The organism is Streptomyces sp. NPDC087215 (assembly GCF_044744885.1).
Classification (GTDB): Bacteria; Actinomycetota; Actinomycetes; order Streptomycetales; family Streptomycetaceae; genus Streptomyces.
In genome coordinates this window covers 35,702-62,439 of sequence record NZ_JBIUZD010000009.1, presented here as the reverse complement: position 1 = coordinate 62,439, position 26,738 = coordinate 35,702, and the positions used below count along the sequence as shown (strand labels likewise).

21 protein-coding genes are annotated in these 26,738 nt (G+C 73.8%); 11 read left to right on the top strand and 10 right to left on the bottom strand.

All coding sequences use genetic code 11. The features are described 5' to 3' along the window. Positions 1-3: 3 nt before the first annotated feature. Positions 4-1,926 (bottom strand): AAA family ATPase, encoded by a 1,923-nt coding sequence (locus ACIO92_RS22525; protein ID WP_366442524.1) that lies wholly within the window; start codon positions 1,924-1,926, stop codon positions 4-6. 308 nt (positions 1,927-2,234) lie between these two features. After that, positions 2,235-2,864 carry a hypothetical protein gene (locus ACIO92_RS22520; protein ID WP_366442525.1) on the bottom strand — a complete coding sequence of 210 codons (630 nt, stop codon included), beginning with the start codon at positions 2,862-2,864 and terminating at the stop codon, positions 2,235-2,237. A 299-nt stretch (positions 2,865-3,163) separates the two neighbouring features. On the opposite strand from ACIO92_RS22520, the gene ACIO92_RS22515 reads away from it, so the two are divergent. After that, positions 3,164-4,579 carry a peptidase C39 family protein gene (locus ACIO92_RS22515; RefSeq protein WP_402282358.1) on the top strand — a complete coding sequence of 472 codons (1,416 nt, stop codon included), beginning with the start codon at positions 3,164-3,166 and terminating at the stop codon, positions 4,577-4,579. Positions 4,580-4,826: 247 nt separating this feature from the next. On the opposite strand, the gene ACIO92_RS22510 is transcribed toward ACIO92_RS22515, so the two are convergent. Then, positions 4,827-5,198 carry a hypothetical protein gene (locus ACIO92_RS22510; protein WP_402282356.1) on the bottom strand — a complete coding sequence of 124 codons (372 nt, stop codon included), beginning with the start codon at positions 5,196-5,198 and terminating at the stop codon, positions 4,827-4,829. A gap of 217 nt (positions 5,199-5,415) precedes the next feature. Between ACIO92_RS22510 and ACIO92_RS22505 the strand changes: the two genes are divergently transcribed. Beyond that, complete coding sequence (locus ACIO92_RS22505) at positions 5,416-6,549, top strand: hypothetical protein (RefSeq protein WP_401237816.1); 1,134 nt, start codon at positions 5,416-5,418, stop codon at positions 6,547-6,549. 10 nt (positions 6,550-6,559) lie between these two features. Next, positions 6,560-7,651, top strand: coding sequence for a phosphotransferase family protein (locus ACIO92_RS22500; protein WP_366446324.1), 1,092 nt, complete (start codon positions 6,560-6,562; stop codon positions 7,649-7,651). Between the two features lie 10 nt (positions 7,652-7,661). Here ACIO92_RS22500 and ACIO92_RS22495 read toward each other — a convergent pair whose 3' ends face one another. After that, entirely contained in the window at positions 7,662-8,030 is a 369-nt protein-coding gene (locus ACIO92_RS22495) for a hypothetical protein (RefSeq protein WP_366446323.1), read from the bottom strand. 225 nt (positions 8,031-8,255) lie between these two features. On the opposite strand from ACIO92_RS22495, the gene ACIO92_RS22490 reads away from it, so the two are divergent. From ACIO92_RS22490 to fxsA, 4 genes are all read left to right on the top strand, one after another. Then, positions 8,256-8,696: an Lrp/AsnC family transcriptional regulator gene (locus tag ACIO92_RS22490; protein ID WP_017242178.1), complete on the top strand. Its 441-nt coding sequence runs from the start codon at positions 8,256-8,258 to the stop codon at positions 8,694-8,696. A 67-nt stretch (positions 8,697-8,763) separates the two neighbouring features. Continuing rightward, complete coding sequence (locus tag ACIO92_RS22485) at positions 8,764-10,416, top strand: amidohydrolase (RefSeq protein WP_366446322.1); 1,653 nt, start codon at positions 8,764-8,766, stop codon at positions 10,414-10,416. Between the two features lie 467 nt (positions 10,417-10,883). Next, complete coding sequence (locus ACIO92_RS22480; RefSeq protein ID WP_366446321.1) at positions 10,884-11,660, top strand: polyprenol monophosphomannose synthase; 777 nt, start codon at positions 10,884-10,886, stop codon at positions 11,658-11,660. Positions 11,661-11,707: 47 nt separating this feature from the next. Then, positions 11,708-12,313 carry an FxsA family membrane protein gene (fxsA, locus tag ACIO92_RS22475; RefSeq protein ID WP_366446320.1) on the top strand — a complete coding sequence of 202 codons (606 nt, stop codon included), beginning with the start codon at positions 11,708-11,710 and terminating at the stop codon, positions 12,311-12,313. Positions 12,314-12,614: 301 nt separating this feature from the next. On the opposite strand, the gene ACIO92_RS22470 is transcribed toward fxsA, so the two are convergent. The 4 genes from ACIO92_RS22470 to ACIO92_RS22455 form a co-directional block, all read right to left on the bottom strand. Further along, complete coding sequence (locus tag ACIO92_RS22470) at positions 12,615-12,989, bottom strand: RNA polymerase-binding protein RbpA (protein WP_015032218.1); 375 nt, start codon at positions 12,987-12,989, stop codon at positions 12,615-12,617. Between the two features lie 255 nt (positions 12,990-13,244). Beyond that, complete coding sequence (locus ACIO92_RS22465) at positions 13,245-14,621, bottom strand: MFS transporter (RefSeq protein ID WP_366446319.1); 1,377 nt, start codon at positions 14,619-14,621, stop codon at positions 13,245-13,247. Positions 14,622-14,687: 66 nt separating this feature from the next. Next, positions 14,688-15,452, bottom strand: coding sequence for a glycerophosphodiester phosphodiesterase family protein (locus ACIO92_RS22460; RefSeq protein WP_366446318.1), 765 nt, complete (start codon positions 15,450-15,452; stop codon positions 14,688-14,690). Continuing rightward, positions 15,449-16,156, bottom strand: coding sequence for a YitT family protein (locus ACIO92_RS22455; protein ID WP_402059912.1), 708 nt, complete (start codon positions 16,154-16,156; stop codon positions 15,449-15,451). Before ACIO92_RS22455 ends, ACIO92_RS22460 begins: the two co-directional genes overlap by 4 nt. 63 nt (positions 16,157-16,219) lie before the next feature. Between ACIO92_RS22455 and ACIO92_RS22450 the strand changes: the two genes are divergently transcribed. Next, positions 16,220-17,716 (top strand): PLP-dependent aminotransferase family protein, encoded by a 1,497-nt coding sequence (locus tag ACIO92_RS22450; RefSeq protein WP_401237825.1) that lies wholly within the window; start codon positions 16,220-16,222, stop codon positions 17,714-17,716. Between the two features lie 358 nt (positions 17,717-18,074). Here the strand turns inward: ACIO92_RS22450 and ACIO92_RS22445 are convergent, their stop codons facing one another. Both ACIO92_RS22445 and ACIO92_RS22440 read right to left on the bottom strand, forming a co-directional pair. Further along, complete coding sequence (locus ACIO92_RS22445; protein WP_402284241.1) at positions 18,075-19,694, bottom strand: hypothetical protein; 1,620 nt, start codon at positions 19,692-19,694, stop codon at positions 18,075-18,077. 37 nt (positions 19,695-19,731) lie between these two features. Further along, the gene (locus ACIO92_RS22440) at positions 19,732-19,926 is read right to left on the bottom strand and encodes a hypothetical protein (protein WP_015032212.1); all 195 of its coding nucleotides are present in this window, start codon (positions 19,924-19,926) and stop codon (positions 19,732-19,734) included. Positions 19,927-20,234: 308 nt separating this feature from the next. Here ACIO92_RS22440 and ACIO92_RS22435 point away from each other — a divergent pair, with 308 nt between their 5' ends. From ACIO92_RS22435 to ACIO92_RS22425, 3 genes are all read left to right on the top strand, one after another. Further along, the gene (locus ACIO92_RS22435; RefSeq protein WP_366445867.1) at positions 20,235-20,627 is read left to right on the top strand and encodes an ankyrin repeat domain-containing protein; all 393 of its coding nucleotides are present in this window, start codon (positions 20,235-20,237) and stop codon (positions 20,625-20,627) included. A 256-nt stretch (positions 20,628-20,883) separates the two neighbouring features. Next, positions 20,884-22,299: a HEAT repeat domain-containing protein gene (locus ACIO92_RS22430; RefSeq protein WP_401237829.1), complete on the top strand. Its 1,416-nt coding sequence runs from the start codon at positions 20,884-20,886 to the stop codon at positions 22,297-22,299. A gap of 675 nt (positions 22,300-22,974) precedes the next feature. Next, positions 22,975-26,736, top strand: coding sequence for a hydantoinase B/oxoprolinase family protein (locus tag ACIO92_RS22425; protein ID WP_402284237.1), 3,762 nt, complete (start codon positions 22,975-22,977; stop codon positions 26,734-26,736). Positions 26,737-26,738: the final 2 nt, after the last annotated feature.

The window sequence follows — 26,738 nt, the reverse complement described above, 5'->3', positions numbered from 1 at the left end:
CGGTCAGTAGCCCGGCGGTTCCTGCTGGGGGCCCCGGTCGACCGGGCCCCGGCCGGAGAGCACCTCGCCGTACGCCTGCATGAGGTCGGCGAGCCGCAGGGTCGCCAGATCGTCCCGGGTGGGCGTGTGCGGATAGCCGGAGAGCCGCAGGTCACGGTAGGCGCAGGACTTCTCGTACAGGGTGCGCAGGAAGCGTCCGTTGCCCAGCTCGTCGATCCAGCCCTGCTCGACGACATGGGCGCTGATGGAGCCCAGCTCGTCGCGGGCCTCGTCGTCCCAGCCGTCCCCGTTGGCCGCCGCGAGGACCTCGCCGATGGCGGTGAGCTCCAGCGGACGGTACGAAGGGAAGTCGACGCGGGTGGTGAACCGGGAGGAGAGGCCGGGGTTGGCGCCGAGGAGCCGGTCCATGCCCTCGGGATATCCGGCCAGGATCACCACCAGGTGGTCGCGGTTGTCCTCGGCCCGTTTGAGCAGCACCTGGAGGGCCTCGTCGCCGTAGGCGTCGCCCTTGCTGTAGCCGGTGTTGGAGAGCGCGTACGCCTCGTCGACGAAGAGGACCCCGCCCATCGCCGAGTCGATCAGCTCGTTCGCCTTCACCGCCGTCTGGCCGAGGAACTCGCCCACCAGATCGGCCCGTTGGGCCTCCACGAGATGGTCGCCGCCGAGCAGCCCGAGGGCGTAGAACACCCGGCCGAGGATGCGGGCGACCGTGGTCTTGCCGGTGCCGGAGGGCCCGGAGAAGACGAAGTGGCGTTTGGGCGGCTGGACCGGCAGGCCCTGTCCGGCCCGCAGCCGCGCCATCTCCAGCTGCGCCGACAACGCCTTCACCTGGCGTTTCACCGGATCCATCCCCACCATGCCCTCCAGCTCGGCGAGCGCCTCGGCGAGCAGGGCCGGATCGGTCGGCCCGGCAGGGAAGCGCGGGGGAGCGGGCTGCGAGGGCAGCGGGCCCTTCCGCCGGGCGGTCTCGGGCGGGGTGGTCGCGGGTGCCGGGGGTACCGGTTCGGGCGCGAACCGCAGCCCGTCCCCGAGGGGGCCGCCGGTGTCGGGCTCGGTGCCCGGTACGACCTCCCCCGCGTCCTGCCCGAGCCCCCCGCCCACGGTGCCCAGGGCGACCGTGGCGAGCCCGGTCGGGTCGTCCAGGCCGTCGTACCCCTCGAAGCCGTCGTACTCCGCGATGGCCGCGAGCCGGGCGGCGGTGTCCATGAACGTCGGGTCGATCCGGTGCACGGCCCGGTAGAGGGGGAGCGCGGCGGCGCTGCGTCCGGTGCCCTCGTGGGCGCGGGCGAGCCAGTAGCGCAGTTCCTTGCGCTGGGGCTGCTCGCTGCGGCACCGCATCAGGGAGGTGGAGAGCAGCGGCTCGGCCTGCCCGTACATCTCCAGGCGGACCCGGGCCATCCCGCCGAAGAGTCCCGCCTCGATGCCGAGGAGCGGATCGTCGACGAGGGTCTCGGTGTGCCGGACGAGCTGGTCCCAGTCCTTGACGAGATAGGCGCGGCAGGCGTGCAGGAAACGCACCTGGGGGTCGGTGTCGACCGGGGGGAGCCCGGCGAGGGCCCGGTCGAGCTCGGGCACATGGCGGCCGTCGAGCCAGTGGGAGGCGTGCGCGAGCAGCAGGTCGCGCGGACTCTCCAGGACCGGCTGCACCCACCAGCCGAGCCAGTACCAGGAGTTCAGGGGGCGCCGGTAACGGGACCGCTGCTCGCCGAAGCGCTCGCGGTTGCTGTACATGCGCAGCAGCGCGGTCGTGGTGTCGACCCTCAGGGCGTGCAGCCCGAGCCAGGCGTCCGCCATTCCGGGGTCGACGCGTACCGCCGTCCGGAACTCGTCCTCCGCCTGCGGGTAGGCGCCCATCGTGTAGGCGTCGACGCCGCGCAGCCAGGCGAGTTCGGCGGGGGCCTGCGCGCCCTGCGTGCCGATGTCCATCGGGTCCCCCACAACCGTCTTCGCATGGACGGGATTTGACCGCACCTGGGGGCATCGTACCTGCGCAGGGTGCGTGTGATTAAGGAGAAGCGCATGATCCGGAAGTGGTGACCCTGGGTGAGCGGAAGGGGTCACGGAGGAGCCGGGGGAGGGTTCCCGGGGCAGAACGAAGCCCCCGATCACGGGGGAACAACCGGGGGCTTCGCGTCCGCGGCGGCTTCGGAAAGCCGCACATTCAGAACGTAAGACCTGTACGCCCCTTGGGTCAAGCAGAGTTGAGGCACTTGCGGAAGCGGATGAGGTGACCCTCAGTTCACGGACATGAAGCCGTCACGGTGGGTGATGATCTGGTCCGCGACCGCTGTCACGGAGGGCCCAGTGATCCATTCGTGACCCTTCTGGCACTCGCGTACCAGGGTGTCGGCGAAGGGGCGGGAGGGGTCCTGGGCGAAATGGCGAGTCTCCGCCATGGTCCATCCGTCCCAGAACGCGGCCTGCTCCGGACCGTCCCGCCGCCGCCCCCGGTCCCAGGAGTCCTCCGCCCCGCGCTCCATCCACAGCAGCCACGCCAGGAACGGGCGGACCTCCCTCCGGCCCGCCCCGACCCCCTCGACGAGGACCACCGGAGCGGGGGGCAGCGTCCGGGGCTCGCCGAAGCGCCGCAGCCGCCAGTCGTACGGACGGAAGGAGGCGGCCTCGCCCCGGGCGAGGGGCCCGACGACCTGCTCCCGGAGCCTGCCGGTCCAGCCGAACAGCTCCTCGTGCGTGGCGAGGTCGTCGAGGTGGAGCACCGGGGCGTCGCCGAGCGCGGCGGAGAGACGGGTGGCCAGGGTGGACTTGCCGGAGCCCGCGTGGCCGTCGACCGCGACCAGCCGGACCGGTCCGCAGGAGGGCGGCAGCCGGAGCAGCGCCTGTGCCGCGCGGTCGAGGTCGTTCATGGACCCAGGGTAGGGGAGCGGGGGACCGTCGCAGGTCAACGAGGTACCACCGTCATCGGCCGAGTGCCTCATCGGTGCGGCGACGCGGGGCGAGGTGCTGGCGGAGGCCCGCCGGGAGCCGCGATAGTGGGCCCGGCGGACCGCTCGTGTCCGGGTCCGTGCCGTGCCCTTCCGCGCCCCGCACCACCGGTGTCCGGGCCGTGCCCCGGTCGTCCGCCCGCGCGGTCCCGGGGTCCCGGTCCCGGGCCGTCCGGCCGCGAGTCCGCACACCCACCGTTCTCGACTGGGGGTCACCGCCCATGACCGGTTCCACTCCTCGCAGGACCGTCCTCACCGCCGCCCTCGCCGCCGTGGCGGGAACGACCGCCGCGTCCGCCACGGCGGCGGCCGTCCCTCCCTCCTCCCCGTCCTCGGGCTCCTCCCCGTCCTCCGGCCGGACCGGCGCGGCGGACGGCACCGGGAGGCACGGCCACGCCCCCGCCGCCGGGCCCGTCGCCCACCGGTTCTGGTCCTCGTACCAGGACTGGCGGCGCGGCACGGCCGCCGGTACGAGGGCGCTGCCGGGCGACCGCCCCGGTCTGGTCCTCGACACCCCCGTCGGCCGCACCGACCACACCGACCCGCACACCGGCCGCACCTCCACCTGGGAGTACGCGAGCTGGACCTCGCCCCGGCACGTCCCGGCCGTGCCCGCCACCGAGGTCATCGCCTCCTGGAACGCCCACACCCCGCCCGGCACCTGGCTCCGGATCGAACTGTCCGGGGAGTACGGCGACGGGGCCGCCACCCCCTGGTACGTCATGGGCCACTGGGCCTCGGGCGACGGCGACGTCCGGCGCACCTCCGTCGACGGCCAGAGCGACGGCCGGAGCGCGGTCTGGACCGACACCCTCGCCGTCGACGACCCGGCGAGCGGGCTGCGGCTGACCGCGTACCGGCTGCGCCTCACCCTCCTGCGCGCCCCGGGCAGCGGCCTCACGCCCACGGTGTGGCGGATCGGCGCGATGGCCTCGGACGTCCCGGACCGCTTCACGGTCCCGGCCTCGAAGCCGGGACCCGGCCATGAGCTGACCGTGCCGCGCTACTCGCAGAACACCCACGTCGGGCAGTACCCCGAGTACGACAACGGCGGCGAGGCCTGGTGCAGCCCGACCTCCTCCCAGATGATCGTCGAGTACTGGGGGCGGCGGCCCTCCGGGGAGGAACTGGCCTGGGTGGACCCCGCCTTCGAGGACCCCCAGGTCTGCCACGCGGCCCGCTCCACCTATGACCACCAGTACGAGGGCTGCGGCAACTGGCCGTTCAACGCCGCCTACGCGGCCTCCTACCCCGACATGAACGCCGTCGTCACCCGGCTCCGCTCGCTCACCGAGCTGGAGTCCCTGGTCCGGGCCGGCATCCCGGCCATCACCTCCCAGTCGTTCCGCGAGGAGGAGCTGACCGGGGCCGGATACGGCACCTCGGGCCATCTGATGACGGTCATCGGCTTCACCCCGGACGGAGACATCGTCGCCAACGACCCCGCCTCTCCCAGCAACGAGGCCGTCCGCCGGGTCTACCGGCGGCGCGAATGGGAGAACATCTGGCTGCGGACCAAGCGCTACGACGCGAACGGCAAGGTCAGGAGCGGTACGGGCGGGGTCTGCTACGTCTTCTGGTCCGAGCGTCCGACCTCGGAGCGGCGTCGGGCGCTGCGGGAGCTGGGGCTGGTGTGAGCCGGAGGGTGAGGGGTGAGTGACGGGCGGGGGCGGGGGCGACCGCCGGGGCGGGACGGCTCCCGGTCCGCCGCCGTCCGCGGCGCCCCGGCGAAGGCAGGGGAGAGCGGAACCGGTCCCGGGCGCACCACGGCGTCCGTACGGGCGCCCGCTCCGTCCGCCGTCGGCGCCGGGTGTCCGCGCGACGGCGTCCGTGCCGCGCGAGGGCGGCTCCGGGCCGTCGGAGGTCCTCAGCCCCGGCGCCTCGTCATCGTCCGTCACCGGGTCGGGCCAGGGTCCCGTCGACTCGTACGGTCCGGTCCGACCGGACGGGCCCGGGGGCCGACCGGGTCCGCTCCTGGTCGTGGTGGCCGGGCAGGGTCCGGCCCTGGCTCGCCCAGAGGGACAGTACGGCCCGGTAGAGGGGCGGGTCGGAGGGCAGGAGGGAGGGGACCCGCGCCGGTACGGGCACGGGCGCGGGCGCGGAGACGGCGGCGGGGAGCGGCTGCCGTACCGGCGCCGGTACGGGAGCCTTCGCCGGGGCGGGCGCCGACACCGGGTGAGGAACCGATTCTTCAAGGCGCGGTCCGGTCTGCCGGTGCCGACCGAGACCGCCGGGAGGGGTGAACAGCGTGGTCATGCCCGGACCAACGCGCCCCGGCGGCCCCGGTCACCGCCGAAGGGATTCGAGCGACAGTTCGCCTGCCGCCTGCCGCCTGCCGCCTGCCGCCTGCCGCCTGCCGCCTGCCGCCTGCCGCCTGCCGCCTGCCGCCCGGTGCACGGCCCTGGCCCCCCGACTCGTATCTGACATACCGTCAGACGTCTGTCCGGAAGCCCCGCCGACCAGGAGGTCAGCCATGTCCGCGCACCGGCACGACGACCGGCCCGTCGCCCTCGACGAATATCCCGTGCACCAGGCCCCGCTCTCCATGAAGCACCACGTCAGCGGCGACCGGAACGCCTACGACCGGTGCATCTTCCACGTCTTCGACCACGAGGGCCGCGCCCTGCTCATCGCCGGTCTCGGCGTCTACCCCAACGCCGGGGTCGTCGACGCCTACGCCACCCTCCGCGTCGGCGACCGGCTGCACGCCGTCCGGGCCTCCGACGCCCTCGGCGACGACCGCACGAACCTCTCCGTCGGCCCCTTCGCCATCACCGTCGACGAACCCCTCCGGCGCCTCACCCTGTCCTGCGCCGCCGACCCCGCCGACCCCGAGGGGCTCTCCTACGAGATCGCCTGGACCGGCGACTTCCCCGCCGTCTGGGAACCCCACCACACCCAGCGCCACGGCGGCCGACTCACCCTCGAAGGCCGCCGCTTCGTCCAGGCGGGACACTGCGCGGGCACCGTCCGGGCCGGTGGCCGGGAGTTCGCCGTCACACCCGGCGAGTGGACCGGCACCCGTGACCGCAGCTGGGGCGTCCGCCCGATACCCGGCGAAGAACCCGGCCGGGCCGCCGAGTTCCGCCCCGAGGGCTTCCACTGGCTCTGGATCCCGATGCGCTTCGAGGACCGCTTCCTCATGGTCATCGCCCAGGAGGACGCCGACGGCTACCGCACCCTCAACGAGGCGCTCCTCGTGCGCGAGGGCCACCGCGACGTCCAACTCGGCTGGCCCCGCACCGAGATCGCGTACCGCCCGGGTACCCGCCACCCCGAACGGGCCACCGTCCACCTCACCGACCCCACCGGCGGACCCCTGGAGATCGGCGTCGAGGTCCTCGCCTCCTCCCCGCTCGCCGTCGGTGCGGGCTACCCGCCCGCCACCGACTGGCAGCACGGCACCTGGCAGGGCAGGGACTGGACCGACCGGCGCGTCTACGACCTCTCCGACCCGGCGGCCCATCCCGCCGCCGCGTACGGCGTCACCGACCACTCCGCCCGCTTCACCCTCGACGGCCGCACCGGGTACGGCATCTTCGAACACGGCTCCTTCGGCCGTCACGACCCCAGCGGATTCGCCGACCACACGTCAACGGCCCTCTGAGGAGCCCCTCTTGACCTCCGTTCCCCGCCCCCGGACCACCACCCGCGACCCCGAGGAACTCGGCCGCCGCCTCACCGCCTGGCTGCACCGGCACCTGCCCGGGGCCCGCGTCACCGGACTCTCCGTACCCGGCTCCAACGGCATGTCCAGCGAGACCCTGCTCTTCGACCTCGACCACCCGGACGCCCCGGTCTGCGGCTGCGCCCTCCGGCTGGCCGCCGACCCCGCCGCGTACACCGTCTTCCCCGTCTACGACATGGCCCGGCAGCACCGCGTCATGCGGCTGGTGGGCGAGCACACCGACGTGCCCGTGCCGCGCGTGCTGTGGCTGGAGGAGGACCCGGGGCCGCTCGGCGCCCCGTTCTTCGTGATGGCCCGCGCCGAGGGCCGCGTCCCGCCCGACGTCATGCCCTACACGTACGAGGGGAACTGGCTGCACGCCGCCACCGACGCCGAACGCGCCCAGGTGGAGGCCGAGTCCGTCGCCGTGCTCGCGCGGCTGCACGACCAGTTCCCGGCGGCGGAGGCCGCCTTCCTGCTCCCGGAGGGCCGGGGAACCCCGCTGCGCCGTCATGTCGACGCCCAACGCGCCTACTACGCCTGGGTGGTGGACGGTCTCGCCCGCTCGCCGCTCATCGAGTCGGCCTTCGACTGGCTGGAGGCGCACTGGCCCGCAGACGAGGGCCCGGCCGTCCTCGGCTGGGGCGACGCGCGCATCGGGAACATCGTCTACGACGGCTTCACCCCCGCCGCCGTCCTCGACTGGGAGATGGCGGCCTGCGTCCCGCGCGAGGTGGACCTCGGCTGGACGGTCTACCTGCACCGCTTCTTCCAGGACCTCACCGTCGGCTTCGGCCAGCCGGGACTGCCCGGCTTCCTGTCCCGCGACGCGGTCGAACGGCGCTACGCCGAACTGACCGGGCACCTTCCGCGCGCCATGGAGTTCCACACCCTCTACGCGGCCCTGCGGCACGCGATCGTGATGCTGAGGATCGCGTACCGGCAGGCCCACTTCGGCGAGGTCGAGGTGCCCGAGGACCCCGACGCGCTGATCCTGCACCGCGCCGCGCTCGCGGCGATGGTGCGGGGAAGCTATTGGTGAACCGGGCGGCTCAGGCCGCGCGCCGCATCTGCGGCACCTGGATCGGACGCGAGCCCGGACCGCCGACGTGCGAGAAGGGCTGCGTGCGCCAGTCGAGGCCCTGGGGGAGCGTCAGGAGCAGGGCGGTGTCCTGCTCCAGCACCTCCAGGGTCTCGTCGGCCGGGCCGGCCTCGCCCGCCGACAGGCCCGTACCCGGGCAGACCGTCAGGACGAAGGGGTTCCACGGAGTGGGGCAGAGCGCGTGCTCCGGCAGCACGTCCTCGTCCGCGAGCAGCGCGATGGGCTGCACGCACTCCGGGCAGACGACCCGGAACATCTCAAACGTGTCGTACGCGTCGAGCTCGTCGGACATGTCGACCGAATCAACAGGCTCCTGCATGGAGATCTCCCCCTCGGGTGGGTCGGCCGGATCTGTGTGGCCTCGACCACAGCAAGCACTTCCCATGCGGTGGTCCGCATAACCGTGTGGCGGTCCCCGGAGGCGGGCGCAAACCTGTGGCGTTCGTCACATGCCCGTCGCAGGTGCCCCGCTATGGCTGATACCCATCGATAGTGGGCGCCCCCGGCGCTGCCGCCCGCCTCCGGGGAGCACTAGGGTCGCCGCATGGAGGAGCTGGATCGTCAGATCGTCGAGTTGCTCGTCAAGGACGGGCGCATGAGCTACACCGACCTGGGCAAGGCCACCGGCCTGTCCACGTCGGCGGTGCATCAGCGCGTCCGCCGCCTGGAGCAGCGCGGAGTCATCCGCGGCTATGCCGCGGTCGTCGACCCGGAGGCCGTGGGCCTGCCGCTGACCGCCTTCATCTCGGTCAAACCCTTCGACCCCAGCGCCCCCGACGACACCCCCGACCGGCTCGCCGACATCCCGGAGATCGAGGCCTGCCACAGCGTCGCCGGTGACGAGAACTACATCCTCAAGGTCCGGGTCGCGACCCCGCTGGAGCTGGAACACCTGCTGAGCCGCATCCGCTCGCAGGCCGGAGTCTCCAGCCGCACCACCGTGGTCCTCTCCACGCCGTACGAGGCCAGGCCGCCCCGCATCTGACCCCGGACCGCCCGCCCGGGGGGACCTGCCGGACAAACCGGCTCCTGACAGGTCCTAGCCTGGTCGCATGAGTGAGTCCATGCCTGCCGCGCCCGCCGCGGCTGCCGCCGAACACCGCACCGTGCTGCTGCGCGGCGGGGAAGTCCACAGCCCCGCCGACCCCTTCGCCACCGCCATGGTGGTGGAGCGCGGGCACATCGCCTGGGTGGGTTCGGAGGGCGCCGCCGACGCCTTCGCCTCCGGTGTGGACGAGGTGGTCGACCTGGAGGGCGCGCTGGTCACCCCGGCGTTCGTCGACGCGCACGTGCACACCACCGCCACCGGCTTCGCCCTCACCGGGCTCGACCTGTCCCGGGCCGCCTCGCTCGCCGAGGCGGCGGAGCTGATCCGCGCCCACGCCGCCGCCCGTACCCAGGACCGCATCCTCATCGGACACGGCTGGGACGCCGCCCGCTGGCCCGAGCGCAGGCCCCTGACCCGCGCCGAACTCGACGCGCTCACCGGCGGCCGGCCGCTCTACCTCACCCGTATCGACGTCCACTCGGCCGTCGTCACCACCGCCCTGCTCGACCTCGTCCCCGGCGTCCGCGACCTGGACGGCTTCCACGACGGACAGCGCCCGCTCACCGGGGACGCCCACCACGCCGTGCGCGCCGCCGCCTTCGGCGCCGTCTCGGCCCGTCAGCGCACCGAGGCGCAGCGCGCCGCCCGCACCCGGGCCGCCTCCCTCGGCATCGGCACCCTGCACGAGTGCGGCGGCCCGCAGATCTCCTCCGAGGACGACTTCACCGGCCTCCTGGACCTGGCCCGTGACGAGCCCGGACCCCGGGTGGTCGGCTACTGGGCCGACCTCGACGTGGAGCGGGCGCGCGCCCTCGGCGCGCTCGGCGCCGCCGGGGACCTCTTCGCCGACGGCTCCCTCGGCTCCCACACGGCCTGCCTCCACGAGCCGTACGCGGACCACGCCGACGCCGGGCACACCGGAGCCGCCCACCTGGACGCGGCCACCGTCGCCGGACATGTCGCGGCCTGCACCGAGGCGGGTCTCCAGGCGGGCTTCCACGCCATCGGGGACGCGGCAGTGACGGCCGTCGTCGAGGGCGTCAGGGCCGCCGCCGAGAAGCTGGGACCGGCCCGGATCAGGGCCGCCCGGCACCGCGTGGAGCACGTCGAGATGCTCACCCCCGAGACGATCGCCGCCTTCGCGGAACTCGGCCTCACCGCCTCCGTGCAGCCCGCCTTCGACGCCTTCTGGGGCGGGGACGAGGGCATGTACGCGGACCGGCTCGGCGTCGAGCGGGCCCGCACCCTCAACCCGTACGCCGCGCTGCTGCGCGCCGGTGTGCCGCTGGCCTTCGGCTCCGACAGCCCGGTGACCCCGCTGGACCCCTGGGGCACCGTCCGGGCCGCCGCCTTCCACCGCACCCCGGAGCACCGGATCTCCGTCCGGGCCGCCTTCACCGCGCACACCCGGGGCGGCTGGCGGGCGGTCGGCCGGGACGACGCCGGGACGCTGGTGCCGGGCGCTCCCGCCGACTACGCGATCTGGGGGGCGGCGGAACTCGTGGTCCAGGCACCCGACGACCGGGTGGCCCGCTGGTCGACCGATCCGCGCTCCGGGACGCCCGGTCTGCCCGATCTGACGCCCGGTGCCGACCTCCCCGTCTGCCTGCGCACGGTCGTGCACGGACAGACGGTGTTCGTACGGCCGAACGTGTGATGTGGGGATATGTCCCCCTGGGGGCAGCCGCTCCGGGTGTTTGTCCCCGACCTGCGGATCTTCCCCTCCGGCCTGCGCTTTTGAACTGTCTCCGCAGGTCAAGAGGGTATTGACAGTCGCGGGTCGGGGGCGGGTAGGTTCTCCGAGTCCACCACAGGACGTCCGCCGGGACCCCGTCCCTCCCGCAGTCGCCGTACGCCGCCCGCGCCTCGGCCCGAGGGAAGGTTTCTCCGGCGGAAGGTGCGACCCGGGTGGGGCCCGGACGTTCAGTAGACAACGGCTCTCGGTCGACCCGCAGCCAGCGGATCCCAGGTCGGACCGAAGGACTCCGGGCCCCGCACCGCCCTTCCCGCGTCCCGGTGGTCCCTTCCGTCCCGTCTGTCACCCGGGTCGGCCGACCGCCCCGCCGGAGCACGCCGGGGACCTCGCTATGGTGGGGGCCTGTGTATGTATCCGAAGGGGCAGTAGTGAACGACGGTGGCCAGAGGCGTTACGGCCCGCTCGGCAAGGCCTTGGTGATCATTCCGACCTACAACGAGGCGGAGAACATCAAGCCGATCGTCGCGCGGGTACGGGAGGCCGTACCCGAGGCGCACGTTCTCGTCGCCGACGACAACAGCCCCGACGGCACGGGCAAGTTCGCGGACGAGATCGCGTCCGAGGACGACCATGTGCACGTCCTGCACCGCAAGGGCAAGGAGGGGCTCGGCGCCGCCTACCTCGCCGGATTCCGGTGGGGCATCGAGCACGGCTACGGCGTCCTCGTCGAGATGGACGCCGACGGCTCCCACCAGCCGGAGGAGCTGCCGCGCCTGCTCACCGCGCTCAAGGGTGCCGACCTGGTGCTCGGCTCCCGCTGGGTGCCGGGCGGCCGGATCGTGAACTGGCCGAAGTCCCGCGAGTTCATCTCGCGCGGCGGCAGCCTCTACTCCCGCGTGATGCTCGACGTGCCGATCCGCGACGTCACCGGCGGCTACCGGGCCTTCCGCAAGGAGACCCTGGAGGGCCTGGGCCTGGACGACGTGGCCTCGGCGGGCTACTGCTTCCAGGTCGACCTGGCCCGTCGCGCGGTGGCCGCGGGCTTCCATGTCGTCGAGGTCCCGATCACCTTCGTGGAACGCGAGATCGGCGACTCGAAGATGAGCCGGAACATCGTCGTCGAGGCGCTGTGGCGGGTCACCGGCTGGGGTGTGACGGCCCGCGCGGAGAAGGTCGGCAGACTGCTCGGCCGCAAGCCCTCCTGATCCCTCCTTTACGACGTTCCGGCAGGGCGCCAGGCACACTGGTGACCATGACGACCGGCGCACCGCCTCCCCTCGCCCCCAAGCGCTCCCGCGCGCGCACGTTCCTTCCGCTCGGCGTCGCCGCCTGGCTGGTCCTGGAGATCTGGCTGCTCACGGTGGTGGCGGACGCGGCGGGCGGACTGACCGTCCTCGCCCTGCTCGTCGGCGGCGCCGTCCTCGGCGCCGTCGTCGTGAAGCGGGCGGGGCGCCGTGCCTTCCGCAACCTCACCTCGACCTTCCAGCAGGCCCAGGAAGCGGCCCAGGAGGCGGCGCGGGCGGGCACCGCGCCCGTACCGCCGGAGCGTACCGGCGCCGAGGACCGCAACGGCTTCCTGATGCTCGGCGGTCTGCTCCTGATGCTCCCCGGCCTGATCTCGGACGCGGTCGGTCTGCTGCTGCTCGTCCCGCCGGTCCGCTCCCTCCTGGGGCGGTCCGCGGAGCGGGCCGTCGAGCGGCGGATGAGCGCGGCCCCTTCCGGCAGCCTCCAGGACGCCTTCCAGCAGGCCCGCATCCACCGCCCGGACGGAAAGGTCGTCCCGGGCGAGGTCATCCGCCAGGACGGCGAGCAGGCCCCCCGCCGGGCCGACGGCCCCCGTCCCCCGCTGACACCCTGACGACCCGAGCCCCGACGGCCCGACGGCCCCGTCCCCACGGAGGGACGGGGCCGTCGCGCGCTCTCCGGGACCCGGACCGGGAGACGGGGCCACCGGCCTTCCGGTCCCGGTTCCGCCCGGAGGGGGAAGGGCCGGGCCGGGGCGCCCGCGCCGCGGCGGACGTCTTCGTGACAGAGGTCCCGTGGCAGGGAGGCCCGTGGTGGCGGAGGTCGGGGAAGCCCGTCCTGGACACATGGGAACGCCGCGGGGCCCGGTACACGGATCGTGTACCGGGCCCCGCGGCGTCGTCCTGCCGGGTCCGTCAGGCGGACTTGCGGCTGTCGCGCGGATGCACGGCGATGTTCATGGCGCCGGAACGGAGGACGGCCAGCCTTTCGGCGAGGACCTCCTCCAGCTCCTCGCGGGTGCGCCGCTCCATGAGCATGTCCCAGTGCGTTCGCGCCGGCTTGCCCTTCTTCTCCTCGGGTCCGTCCCCGTCCACCAGGAGAGCCTGGATTCCGCAGACCTTGCATTCCCACTCCGGCGGAATCTCCGCCTCGACGGAGAAGGGCATCTCAAAGCGATGTCCCTTCTCACATGCGTACTCCACCGCCTGGCGCGGGGCCAGATCGATGCCGCGGTCGGTCTCGTAGCTCGTCACCACGAGGCGCGTGCCGCGAAGAGCTCGCTCACTCATGAATCGTGCCTCCCGGGCTTGTCGCCCACAGGACAGGTGTCGCTGTCGTCGTTATCCGGTCAACGTCCGGTCGGCGGTAAAGATTCCCGTGCCGGGTCATGCGTCGCCCGTCGTGCCGCCCCTTGTTGTACCCACCAGTGACCGTTTTGTCACATCTGGCGGCAGATGTAACCCGGTGTCTTCACCAAAGCAGCACGCAGTAACGGTCCGCCTGGCAGGCCAAACGCGTACACTACCGCCCTTTCGGTGCCACGTCTAAACACGGTCGGGTATCGGGTTCCCCGCGTCCAGCACCGCCTGCCGCACCGGGACCCGGGCGAGCAGGACGGAGCCGAGCACGAAGAAGATCACCAGGGAGATGATGGCATCCCGATAGCTTCCGGTCACCTGGTACGCGAGACCGAACACCAGCGGACCCAGCCAGCTGAGCCCCCGGTCGCTCATCTCGTACGCCGAGAAGTACTCCGCCTCCTTCCCGCGCGGCACCAGATGCGAGAACAGCGAACGCGACAGCGCCTGGCTCCCGCCCAGTACCAGGCCGATCGCGGCCGCCAGACAGTAGAAGAACACCGGCGCCCCGGCCGGCAGGAAGTACCCGGCCACCAGGATCAGCGTCCAGACCACCAGCGAGCCCAGAATCGTCCGCTTGGCGCCGTACGACCGGGCGAGTCGGCCCATGCCGAGCGCCCCCGCCACCGCCAGCACCTGCACGAGCAGGACCGCCGTGATGAGCGTGGTCTGCTCCAGGCCCAGTTCCTCCGAACCGAACACGGAGGCCTGCGAGATCACCGTCTGCACACCGTCGTTGTAGACCAGATAGGCGAGGAGGAACGCCAGGGTCTTCGGATGGCGCCGCATGTCCCTGAGCGTCTCCCGGAGCTGGCGCCAGCCCCCGCCGACCGCGCCTCCGCCGGCCCGCCCGGTGTTTCCGGTCCCGCCCCCGGTCCGCCGGTCCCGCAGCCGCCGCAGCGGCACCAGGGTGAACGCGCCCCACCACAGACCGGCCGAGGCCAGACAGAGCCGGACCGCCTCGCCCTCCGTGAGGCCGAAGGAGTCGTGGCCCGAGTAGAGGACCAGATTCAGTACGAGGACGAGCGCGCCCGACGTGTAGCCGAAGGCCCAGCCGCGCGAGGAGACCGTGTCCCGCTCGTCGGGCTCCGAGATCTGCGGCAGATAGGCGTTGTAGAGCACCATCGACACCGACAGCGAGGCGTTCGCCACGATCAGCAGGAAGGCGCCCAGCAGATACCGCTCTCCCGCCAGGAAGAACATGCAGGCCGTCGCCGTCGCCCCGAGATAGGCCGACGCCGCGAGCAGCGGCTTCTTCCGCCCCGTGCGGTCCGCCACCGCGCCCACCAGGGGCATCAGGAGGACCGCCACCACGATCGACGCCGACACCGTGTACGCGAAGAGCGAGCCCGCCCGCACCGGGACGCCCAGCGGGTGCACGAAGCCCTCGGCGTCGGCCGCCGCCCGCGCCACCGAGGTCAGATACGGCCCCAGGAACACGGTCAGCACGCTCGTCGAGTACACCGAGCAGGCGAAGTCGTAGAAGTACCAGCCCCGTTGCTCCCGTCGGCGTTCGCCGGGATCGGAGACGTACTCCTCCGGTGCGGTGGTCCCTGCGGTCAAGGCCGCCCCCTCGTCCGTCCCCGTGTTCCGTCCCCGTCGTCCCGGCGCGGTGCCGCCGGGACGCGCTCAGACCCAGACGCCCCGGTCGGTCAGCACCGCGCGCAGGGTCTCCAGCTGATCGGTCATGATGCCATCCACGCCCAGGTCGAGGAGAGAGTTCATCCGGGCCGGATCGTTCACCGTCCACACATGGACCTGGAGCCCGCGCGCGTGCGCCTCCCGCACGAACCGCCGGTCCACGACCCGGACACCGCCCTGCCGCTCGGGGACCTGCGCCGCCACCGCGCCGGGACGCAGCGGCGCCGGGACGCCCAGCGACCGCAGCCGCAGCGCCATCACCCCGCCCACCCCGTACGAGGTGGCCAGCCGGGGCCCCGCCAGACGCTGCGCCCGCGCCACCCGCGCCTCGGTGAAGGAACTCACGCAGATCCGGTCCCAGGCACCCGTCGCGCGGACCAGGTCGACCAGCGGCAGCAGCGCCGACTCGGCCTTGAGGTCCACGTTCCACCGGGCCTCGGGGAACTCCTCCAGGAGGTCCGCGAAGAGCGGCAGCGGTTCGGTGCCCGCCACCCGCGCCTCCCGCACCGCCGCCCACGGGAGGTCGCGGATGCGGCCCGAGGCGTCCGTCACACGGTCGAGGGTCGCGTCGTGGAACGCCACGAGCGCCCCGTCGGCCGTCGTGTGCACATCGGTCTCGAAGTAGCGGTAGCCCTCGGCGGCGGCCCGGCGGAAGGCGGCGGCGGTGTTCTCCAGGCCGTTCGCCGCGCCGCCCCGGTGGGCGAACGGAAGGGGCAGGGGATGGTCGAGATAGGGATGGCGTACGCGAGTCACGGCCGCAGTATGGCCTGTCCCGGTGTCCCGGTGGCGACGGCGGTGCTTCCGGAGTCCTGCTCGGGGAGGGCGAAACGGCGGAGGAAGAACTGCGCGAGCGGTCCGATGGACAGGGCGTACAGGACCGTGCCGACGCCGACCGAGCCGCCGAGCAGGAAACCGGTGGCGACCACCGCCACCTCGATCGCCGTCCGCACCACCCGGATCGACCGGCCGGTGAGCCGGTGCAGACCGGTCATCAGGCCGTCGCGCGGGCCCGGACCGAAGCGCGCGGCGATGTACAGGCCGGTCGCCACCCCGTTGAGGACGATGCCCGCCACGAGCAGGCCGATCCGCCAGGCCAGCTGCCGCACGTCCGGCACGAGGGCCAGGGCGGCGTCCATGGCGAGGCCGACCACGAACACGTTGGAGACCGTGCCGAGCCCCGGCCGCTGCCGGATCGGTATCCACAGCAGCAGGACCGCGGCCCCGACGACGATCGAGACCACGCCGATGGTCAGACCCGTCCTCCCGGCCAGGCCCTGGTGGAGCACCCCCCAGGGCTCCAGGCCCAGACCGCTGCGGACCAGCAGGGCCGCACTGGCTCCGTACAGCGTGAGACCGACGTAGAGCTGGACGAGGCGGCGGGTGAGGTGCCGGCCGCGGAGGCCGGAGGTGATGGACAAGGGACTTTCCCCCAGGGTGGTGTCAGTGGACTGGCTCATGACACTCTGTGGCGGGGAACGGATGCCAACCATGGCCAATTCGAGGAAGGTGGACTGATTTCGATGGCCCAGTGGACTTCGGCGGTGGGTCCTGCTCAGCTCGCCCGGCAACTCCAGGCCCAGCGGCCCCGGAGCGCCACCCCGGGTGCCCGCAAGCCGCCCGCCTACCGCGCCCTCGCCGACGGCATCCGGCTGCTCGTCCTGGAGGGCCGCGTCCCGGTCGCCGCCCGGCTGCCCGCCGAACGGGAACTCGCCCTCGCCCTCACCGTCAGCCGGACGACCGTGGCCGCCGCCTACGAGGCGCTGCGCGCCGAGGGCTTCCTGGAGTCGCGGCGGGGCGCGGGCAGCTGGACCGCCGTCCCGGCGGGCAACCCGCTGCCCGCTCGCGGTCTCGAACCGCTGCCCCCCGAAGCGCTCGGTTCCATGATCGACCTGGGTTGCGCGGCGCTGCCCGCGCCCGAGCCCTGGCTCACCCGGGGGGTCCGGGGCGCCCTGGAGGAACTGCCCCCGTACGCCCATACGCACGGCGACTACCCGGCGGGCCTGCCCGCGCTGCGGCAGATGCTCGCCGACCGCTACACCGCGCGCGGCATCCCCACCATGCCCGAGCAGATCATGGTCACGACCGGCGCCATGGGCGCCATGGACGCCATCTGCCACCTCTTCGCGGGGCGGGGGGAACGGATCGCCGTCGAGTCCCCCTCGTACGCCAACATCCTCCAGCTGATGCGGGAGGCGGGCGCCCGGCTCGTCCCCGTCGCCATGTCCGAGGGTCTCGGGAGCTGGGACCTGGGCCGCTGGCGCCAGGTCCTGAGGGACGCGGCCCCCCGCCTCGCGTACGTGGTGGCCGACTTCCACAACCCGACCGGCGCACTGGCCGACGAGGACCAGCGGCGGCAGCTGGTGGAGGCCGCCCGCTCGGCGGGGACCGTTCTCGTCGTCGACGAGACCATGACCGAACTGCGCCTCGACGACGTCGAGATGCCCCGTCCGGTCTGCTCCTTCGACCCGGCGGGCTCCACCGTCCTCACGGTCGGCTCGGCCAGCAAGGCCTTCTGGGCCGGGATGCGGATCGGCTGGGTCCGGGCGGCCCCCGACGTGATCCGCTCGCTGGTCGCCGCCCGCGCCTACGCGGACCTGGGCACCCCGGTCCTGGAACAGCTCGGGGTGAACTGGCTGATGCGCACGGGCGGCTGGGAGGAGGCCGTAGCCCTCCGCCGCGAGCAGGCGCGGGAGAACCGGGACGCGCTCGTCACCGCGGTGCGCAGGGAACTGCCGGAATGGGAGTTCTGGGTGCCGAACGGCGGGCTGACGCTCTGGGTCAGGACCGGCGGTCTGTCCGGCTCCCGGCTGGCGGAGGCGGGGGAGCGGGTCGGGGTCCGCGTCCCCTCCGGTCCGCGCTTCGGCGTGGACGGCGCTTTCGAGGGCTTCGTCCGGCTGCCCTTCACCGTCGGCGGGGCGGTCGCCGACGAGGCCGCCGCCCGGCTGGCCGCCGCGGCCCGGCTGGTCGAGTCGGGCGCGGGCGGTGGCGCGGAACCGCCGCGCTCCTTCGTGGCGTAGCGGGGTCCGGGCGCTCGTCGATGGTGTGCCGGGGGCCCGGTCCGTCCGCCCACGCGCGCGGGGCGGGCGGAACCCGGGGTCACCGCACGCGTGGGCGCGGCGCCCGTCCGGCTCCGCGCGCGGAGCCGGACGGGGGGGGGGGGCGGGGGGGCCCCCGGGGGGCCGCCCCCCCCCCCCCCCCCCCCGGGGGGCCCCCCCCCCGGGGGGCCCGGGGGGGGGGGGGGGGCGGGGGGCGCCCGCCCGGGGCCCCCCCCCCGGGGGGGGCGCGGCCCCGGCGGGGGGGGGGGGGCGGCCCGCCCGGGGGGGGGGGGGGGGCGGCCGGGGGGGCGCGCCCCGCCCCCGCGGCCGTCCAGGGTGCTCAGCCCTCGGCGGGGACCGGGGTCTGGAGGGTCGCCGGGCCCGGGTCCGGTTCGACGGGGGAGGCGGGGGAAGCGGGGACGGCGGGGACGGCCTTGGCCACCGATACGGCGGCCGTGAGCCGCTCCGGGAGCAGGTCGAGGACGGCCTGCCGGTGCGCCTCGCTCGTCGCCTCGTCGTACGGGTCGGGCGTGGCGGGCACCTGGAGGCGCAGCACGGGTCCGGTGCCCAGGCGCGCGTAGCCCCGGCCCGCCGGGACCTCGGGCGTCGGCGTGGTGTGCGGGTCGGCGCCCAGGACCGCCGCGATCTGCTCCGGCGAGGCCGGGCCGAGCGCGATCCTGGCCCTGGTGTGGGTCCGTACCGCCTCGCTCAGGGTGTCCGCGCTGTCGAAGTGCTCGGCGACCACCACCGTGACCTGCGCGGCGCGCCCGTGCCGCAGCGGCACCTGGAGCAGGTCCTGCGGGTCGGGGCGGCCGTCGGCGGCGGCCAGGTGACCGAGGACGCTCGGCCGGTCGAGGAGGATCCAGAGCGGGCGCCGGGTGTCCTCGGGGGCCGCGTGCCCGGCCTGGCGGGCCCGGTTGGCGGAGATCAGGCGCCGTTCCGTCTCGTGCGCCGCCCACTCCAGGCTGGTCAGGGCGCCGGAGAGGCCGCACTCGACGGCCAGGACGCCGTTCCGTCCGGTGAGGCACGCGTACTCGCCCGTCCCGCCGCCCTCGACGACGAGGACGTCACCGTGGGCGAGGGCCTGGAGCGCGATCGAGCGCAGCAGGGACGTGGTGCCGCTGCCGGGCTGGCCGACGGCGAGGAGGTGGGGCTCGGCGGAGCGGGGGCCGGTGCGCCAGACGACGGCGGGGGCGTCCTCCGTGCCGTCCGCGCCGACCACGGGCACGGTCCGCCGCACGGCGTCCGCGTCGGTGAAGCCGAGGACGGTCTCGCCGGGCATGGTCACGAAGTGCTGGGCGGCGATGGTGGTGGGCAGGGCGGGCAGCACGCTCATCACGAGCCGGTTGCCCTCCTCGTCCCAGTCGAAGCGGTACTCGCGGCCGCGCCCGGACTTGGCGTGCAGCAGCTGCTCGATGCGCGCGCGTGCGGAGGGCTCGCCGTCGGTGAAGTACGGGGGGTAGGCGATCCTCAGCCGGGTGAGCCGTCCGTCCCCGTCGAAGGCGTACTCCCCGAAGGGGCCGCTCCAGTCGCCGCCGTGGGCGAAGAGCGGGGAGGGGTCGTCGGCCACGGAGAAGTACGGCACGAGGGCCTCGTAGAGGCCGCTGAGACGGGCGGCCTCCGCGTCGTCCGGCCCGGTCTTGACGACCGGGCGCTCACGCCCCTGCCAGGCGGCCGCGCCCATGAGGGCGACGAGGGCCAGGAGGGGGCCGTACGGTGCGAGGACGACGACCATGACGCAGGCCGCGACCAGGAACAACGTGGGACCACGCCGGTCCTTGGGGGTCGCGGCCCACTTGGCGCGCGCGGTCGCGGCCAGCTTCCGCAGACCGCGGGAGACCGTGATCAGCGGATGGAGCACGTCGGTGGCGCTGTCGGCGGCCGTGCGCGCGATCTCTCGACTGCGAGCGATCTGTGCGCTGCCGCTGCTCAGAATGCGGGGGAGTGGTCGCCGGGCCACGGGGTGCTCCTGTAGTGGTGGAAGGGACGGAAGGGCGTCAGAACTTGATCCCGCCCAGGAGACCGGCGAGGCTCTGGCCGCCCGCCGTGATGCTCGGGGCGATGGCCGTGCCCGCGAGGTAGAAACCGAACAGCGCGCTGACGAGGGCGTGCGAGGCCTTCATCCCGTCCTTCTTGAAGAACAGGAAGCAGATGATGCCGAGCAGGACCACGCCTGAGATGGACAGGATCATTGGTTGTTCTCCTGGTTGAGGGGACAGTCACCATGAGTCCTTCCAGGTTCACAGCAAGTATCTATATGACTAAAGCTGCATACGGGTGAAAAACGGGTGATTTCACTTCACTGGCGGACGATGCGTGGACCGCTGAGTGGCGAAATGTCCGGCGTGCGCTAGAAGGGGCGCCGGGGATCTATTGCCGTGATCTTTGCCTCGGTGGGGCGAGGTCATGTCGGTGAACGGGCAGTACCCTGTCGATTCACTCGTACGGCTGCGCTTGCCGTGCCCAGGTCAACACTGCAGGAGAGAGGCGGTTCCACCCGATGAGCGACACTCCGGACCCCGAGGTCATCGAACTGGCGTCCAAGGTCTTCGACCTCGCCCGCACCGGGGACGCCGACGCGCTGGCCGCCTACGTCGACGCGGGTGTGCCGGTGAACCTCACCAACGACAGGGGTGACTCCCTCGTCATGCTCGCCGCCTATCACGGCCATGCCGCCGCGGTCTCCGCCCTCCTCGCGCGCGGCGCCGACGCCGACCGCGCGAACGACCGCGGACAGACCCCGCTCGCCGGTGCCGTCTTCAAGGGCGAGGAGGCCGTGATCCACGCCCTCCTGGCCGGTGGCGCCGATCCGGAATCAGGCACTCCGTCAGCCGTGGACACCGCACGCATGTTCGGCAAGACGGAACTTCTCGACCTCTTCAGTGCCCGGTGAACGGCCACTGAACCCCAGGTGGGAGCGGCGTCGTAAATGTGGTCGCGTCGGCGAAATGGGTGGGTCATCATGACGTCGGGCCCGGCAAAACGGGCCACCGACGAGAGGCTGAGGAAGATGATCACTACCAGGCGGAACACGACGAGCGGCCCGACCTGTCGCCGCACGACCTAGGAGTACGGGCCGCTCAGCGCCCTGCCCCGGTCATCCCGGCATCCCCCGGTCGTGTCGACAGCTTGATGTGAGGCGTCTCCCCATGTTCGAACCAGTCATAGCGCCGAGCGGCACCCTGCTCGGCCTGCTGCAGCGGGGCCGCGGCGACGGCACCCTGCACGCGCTCGCCGCGCCACGCGCCGAGGCCCTCGCGGCCCTCAACCACTGCGTTCTCGACGATCCCCGCCACGACTGGCAGGTCGAGAACCGCTCCCTCTACTACGCCCGTCTCTACCTGGATCTCCACGGAGGTCTCGACGAGATCGAGGCGCACCTCTTCGGTGCCGAGGACCATCTCGACACCGAGGAGTCCAGGACCGGGCTCGCGCTCGCCGTCCTCGGTCACCTCGCGTCCTACGGACGCCAGGACGCCCTGCTCCTGCTCCGCCGCTACGCGGCGACCGGCACGAACTGGGCCTGGGCCCTGGACGAACTGGCGCTCCGCGACGACGACACCGGACTCCGCGCGCTCGCCCTGCCCGTGCTGGCCCGGTTCCCGGCCGACGCGGAGGGCGCCGCCGAGCTGGCCGCCGTCGTCCGGGACGCCTTCGAGCCGCGCCCCTGGCGACTGTGGGCGGAGGACCCGCGCGAAACCGTCGGTGCCCGGGTCAGGGCCGCCGGGGAACAGGGCTCCTTCGACCGCTGGCAACGCCAGATGCGTCCCTCGGGGCCCCGCCCCGGCTGGAGCGTGCGCGCCGTCCTCGACTGGGCGCAGGAGGGGTACGAACGCGGGGCCGTGCTGCACGGGCCCGCCGCCCGCTGCCTCACCGCCGTCGCCGGACCCGAGGACCGGCCCGAACTGCTCGCCGCCGCCCGGGGCGGCGCGGCGGGAGCCCGGGGCGCCGCCCTGCACCACCTCGCCGAGTCGCGCGATCCCGCCGTCCTCGATCTCGTCGAGGCGGCCGCCGACGGGGACTCCCACGAGGTCGCCGAGGCCGCCGTCGCCGCGTACCGGCGCATGTGCGGCGAGGACGCCGTCGCCCGCGCCCGCGCCTGGGTGCGCAGGACGGACGCCCTCGGTGTCGCCGCCGCCGACGTGCTCGCCTGCCGCGGTACCGCCCAGGACTCCCCCTCCGTCCTCGGCGCACTCCGCGGCACCGTCCGTTCCGCCGGTCCCGACGCGCCCGCCCTCGCCGGGCTCGTCGACGGTGCCGGCCGCCTCGGGATCGCCTGCGCGGCCCCCGTGCTGCGCCATGTCTACCGCGAGACGACCTCCTCCCAGCTCCGTGGTCGGGTGGCCCGCGCGCTCGCCGCCACCGACCCCACCTTCGCGACCGGTTTCGCGGTCGAATGCCTCTGGGACTGCGAGGAGACCACCCGCGAGGTCGCGGCCGAGCACGCCGAGACCGGGGACGTGCGCGTCGCCGAGCGATTGCGCCGCCTGGCCGCGGACCCGGCCGAGGAGGCCGAGGTCCAGACCGCCGTGCGCAACCGGATAGGCCCGGACCTCCCGGTCTGACCGGCCCGCTCCGGGGCGGCGCGGCCCGCGGTGGAACCCTCCACCGCCGTGGCCCCGCCCCGGAGCGGCGCCCGGCCACCGTGCCCCGGTGGTGAGGCTTCCGCCCCCGGCGGTGGCCTGTCGCCCGACGGCGACGCTCCGCCTCGACGGCGGTGCTGCGCCTTCGACGTCGACCCTGCGCCTCGGCGATCGGGCTCTGCCCGACTGTGACGCTCTGCCCGGACTGTGAGGCTCCGCCTGACTGTGACGCTCCGCCCGGCGGAGACGCCCTGCCCGGCGGAGACGGGCACCCGGGGCGAGGACGGGCGCGGGTCAGGACGGGCACCTGTGGGCGGGTCCGGTGCACGGCCGTCCGCGCCGCCGTCCGCGCGAAACGCTCATGGGACGTTCCCTCCCCGTCCAGATCCACGTTGTCGGGGACACGCCGAGCACGACGGCAACACCCGTATGCGTGTCGTCATCGTCACCGAATCCTTCCCTCCCGACGTCAACGGCGTGGCGCACTGCGCCCTGCAGACCGCGCGCCACCTGGTGCGCCGGGGCCATGCCCCCTCGTCATCGCCCCCGCCGTCGTCGCCCCGGCGGCCCGACGCCGACGCCCCCTGCCCGGTCGTCCGGGTGCCCGACGCGCGCGTGGGCCGCCCTCGTCACGGCTCTCGCGGCCACAATGGAGGGATGAACGACCGCTGGGAGTTCTGGATCGACCGGGGCGGCACCTTCACCGACGTCGTGGGGCGGCGGCCCGACGGGCGGCTCGTCACCCGCAAGGTGCTCTCCCACGACCCGGCCCGCCGCGCGGACGCCGCCGTCGCCGGAATCCGCCTGCTCCTCGGCCTCGGGCCGGAGGACCCCGTCCCCGCCGACCGGGTCGCGGTCGTCAAGATGGGCACGACCGTCGCCACCAACGCGCTCCTGGAGCGGCGGGGCGAGCCGACCGTCCTGCTGATCACCGAGGGCTTCCGTGACGCCCTGCGCATCGCCTACCAGAACCGGCCCCGGATCTTCGCCCGGCACATCGTGCTGCCCGAAGCGGTCTACGCGCGCGTGATCGAGGTCCCCGAACGGATCGACGCGCACGGCCGGGTCGTCCGGCCGCTGGACGAGACCGCCGTCGCCGAGGCGCTGGCCGTGGCCCATCGCGACGGCCTCCGCTCCGCCGCCGTCGTCCTCCTGCACGGCCACCGGTACGCGCAGCACGAGACCAGGACCGGGGCCCTCGCCACCGCCGCCGGATTCACACAGGTCAGCTGCTCGCACGAGGTCAGTCCACTCATCAAACTGATCCCGCGCGGGGACACCACCGTCGTCGACGCCTATCTGTCGCCGATCCTGCGCCGGTACGTCGACGAGGTCGCCCGTGAACTCGCCGGGATCCGTCTCATGTTCCTCCAGTCCAACGGAGGGCTGCGCGAGGCCGCCCACTTCCGGGGCAAGGACGCCGTCCTGTCCGGACCGGCAGGCGGTGTCGTCGGCATGGCCCGCACCTCGGAGCGGGCGGGCCACGACCGGGTCATCGGCTTCGACATGGGCGGCACCTCCACCGATGTGTCGCACTACGCGGGCACCTTCGAGCGTGAACTCGGTACACAGGTCGCCGGGGTCCGGATGCGGGCACCGATGATGAGCGTCCACACCGTGGCCGCGGGCGGCGGCTCCGTCCTCCACTACGACGGCCGCCGCTACCGGGTGGGACCCGACTCGGCGGGCGCCGTCCCCGGGCCCGCCTGCTACCGCGGGGGCGGCCCGCTGACCGTCACCGACGCCAACGTCATGCTCGGCCGGGTCCAGCCCGCCCACTTCCCCGCCGTCTTCGGAGAGACGGGCGACCGGCCCCTGGACGCCGACGTCGTACGAGAACGGTTCACCGCCCTGGCCGGGGAGGTGGGCGGCGGCCGGACCCCCGAGGAGGTCGCCGCCGGTTTCCTGGAGATCGCCGTCCTCAACATGGCCAACGCGGTCAGGAAGATCTCCGTCCAGCGCGGCCACGACGTCACGAAGTACGCCCTCACGAGCTTCGGCGGCGCCGGGGGCCAGCACGCCTGCGCCGTCGCCGACGCGCTGGGCGTCGACACCGTCCTCGTCCCTCCGCTGGCCGGGGTCCTCTCCGCGTACGGCATCGGGCTCGCCGACGCCACCGCGATGCGCGAGCGGTCCGTCGAGGCCGGACTCGACACCCCCGGCACCCCCGCGCGCGTGACGGCCCTCTGCGCCGAACTCGCCGACCGGACCCGCGCGGAGCTCCGCTCCGACGGCCTCGCCGACGAGGCGATCACCACACACGCGCGCGTACTCCTGCGCTACGAGGGAACGGACGCGAGCCTCCCGGTCGACCTCGCACCCCCGGACCGCCTGAAAAGCGAGTTCACAGCCGCGCACCGTGCGCGGTACGCCTTCACCCTGGACCGGCCCCTCGTCGTCGAGGCCGTCTCCGTGGCGGCCGTCGGCCGCGCCGGACTCCACGGCCCCGTCCACACCGCCCCGCCCGCCGACACACCACAACCCACCCCGACGACCGACACCGAACGGACCGGCCCGACCAACGACACCGAACGGACCGGTCCGACGACCGACATCGAGCGGACCGGCCCGACCACGAGCCCCGCACCGGCCGGACCTCCCGCCCCGCACACCACCGTCCGGATGCACAGCGCCGGAACAGCGCACGAAGCCCCGCTCCACCGGCGCGAGGACCTGCGGCCCGGCGACACCGTGGACGGGCCCGCGCTCCTTGCCGAGGACGACGCCACCACCGTCGTCGACAGCGGCTGGCGGGCCACCGCGACCGGCACCGGACACCTCCTCCTGCGCCGTGTCACCCCCCGCCCCGCGCGCGTGGCGGCCGGAACGGACGCGGACCCGGTCCTCCTGGAGGTCTTCAACAACCTCTTCATGGCCATCGCCGAGCAGATGGGCGTCCGCCTGGAGAACACCGCCCAGTCCGTCAACATCAAGGAACGCCTCGACTTCTCCTGCGCGCTCTTCGACGCCGACGGCAACCTCATCGCCAACGCACCCCACATCCCCGTCCACCTCGGCTCCATGGGCGAGACCGTCAAGGAAGTGCTGCGACGGCGCGCCGACGACCTGCGCCCCGGCGACGTCTACGCGGTCAACGACCCGTACCACGGCGGCACCCACCTGCCCGACGTCACCGTCATCACCCCGGTCTTCGACGACTCCGTGCCCGGCACCGGCGGCCCACGGCTCCGCTTCCTCGTCGCCTCACGCGGCCACCACGCCGAGATCGGCGGGATCACCCCCGGTTCCATGCCCGCCTTCAGCCGGACCGTGGACGAGGAGGGCGTCCTCTTCGACAACTGGCTGCTGGTCCGCGACGGACGGCTGCGCGAGACCGAGACCCGGGCGCTGCTCACCGACGCCCCGTACCCCTCCCGGGCCCCCGGCACCAACCTCGCCGACCTGCGCGCCCAGATCGCCGCCAACGAGAAGGGCGTCGAGGAACTGCGCCGGACCGTGCGGGAGTACGGGCTCGACGTCGTCCAGGCCTACATGCGGCACGTCCGCGCCAACGCGGAGGAGTCCGTCCGGCGGATCGTCGCCCGCCTCCACGACGGCACCTGCCGCTACGAGACCGACGACGGCGCGGTCGTCCGGGTCGCCGTCCGCGTCGACCGCGAACGCCGCTCCGCCGTCATCGACTTCACCGGCACCTCGCCCCAGCTCCCCGGCAACGCCAACGCCCCCACGGCCGTCGTGACGGCCGCCGTCCTGTACGTCTTCCGCACCCTCGTCGACGAGGACATCCCGCTCAACAGCGGCTGCCTCGAACCCCTGGACATCCGCGTCCCGCCCCGCTCCATGCTCGCGCCCGTCGCCCCGGCCGCGACCGTCGCGGGCAACGTCGAGACCTCCCAGGCCGTCACGGGCGCCCTTTACGCGGCCCTCGGCGTCCAGGCCGAGGGCTCCGGCACCATGAACAACGTCACCTTCGGCAACGCGCGCGTGCAGTACTACGAGACCGTCGCCAGCGGTTCGGGCGCGGGCGACGGCTTCGACGGCGCCGACGCCGTCCAGACCCACATGACCAACTCCCGGCTCACCGACCCCGAGGTCCTGGAGTGGCGCTACCCCGTCCGGGTCGACGCCTTCTCGGTACGGGAGGACGGCGGCGGGCGCGGCCACTGGCACGGCGGACACGGGGTCGAGCGCCGCCTCCGCTTCCTGGAACCCATGACGGTGACCCTGCTCACCGGACACCGCAGGGTCCCCCCGTACGGGATGGCGGGCGGCGAGCCCGGCGCCCTCGGCGAGAACGGTGTGGAACGCGCCGACGGCACCGTGGAGCGCCTCGGCGGCCGGGCCGCCACGGAGGTCGGCCCCGGCGACGTCCTCGTCCTGCGCACCCCCGGCGGCGGTGGCTACGGCCCACCGCCCCGGAGCCCCCGCGGCGCGCACCCCGGCGACCCGCCCGGATGACC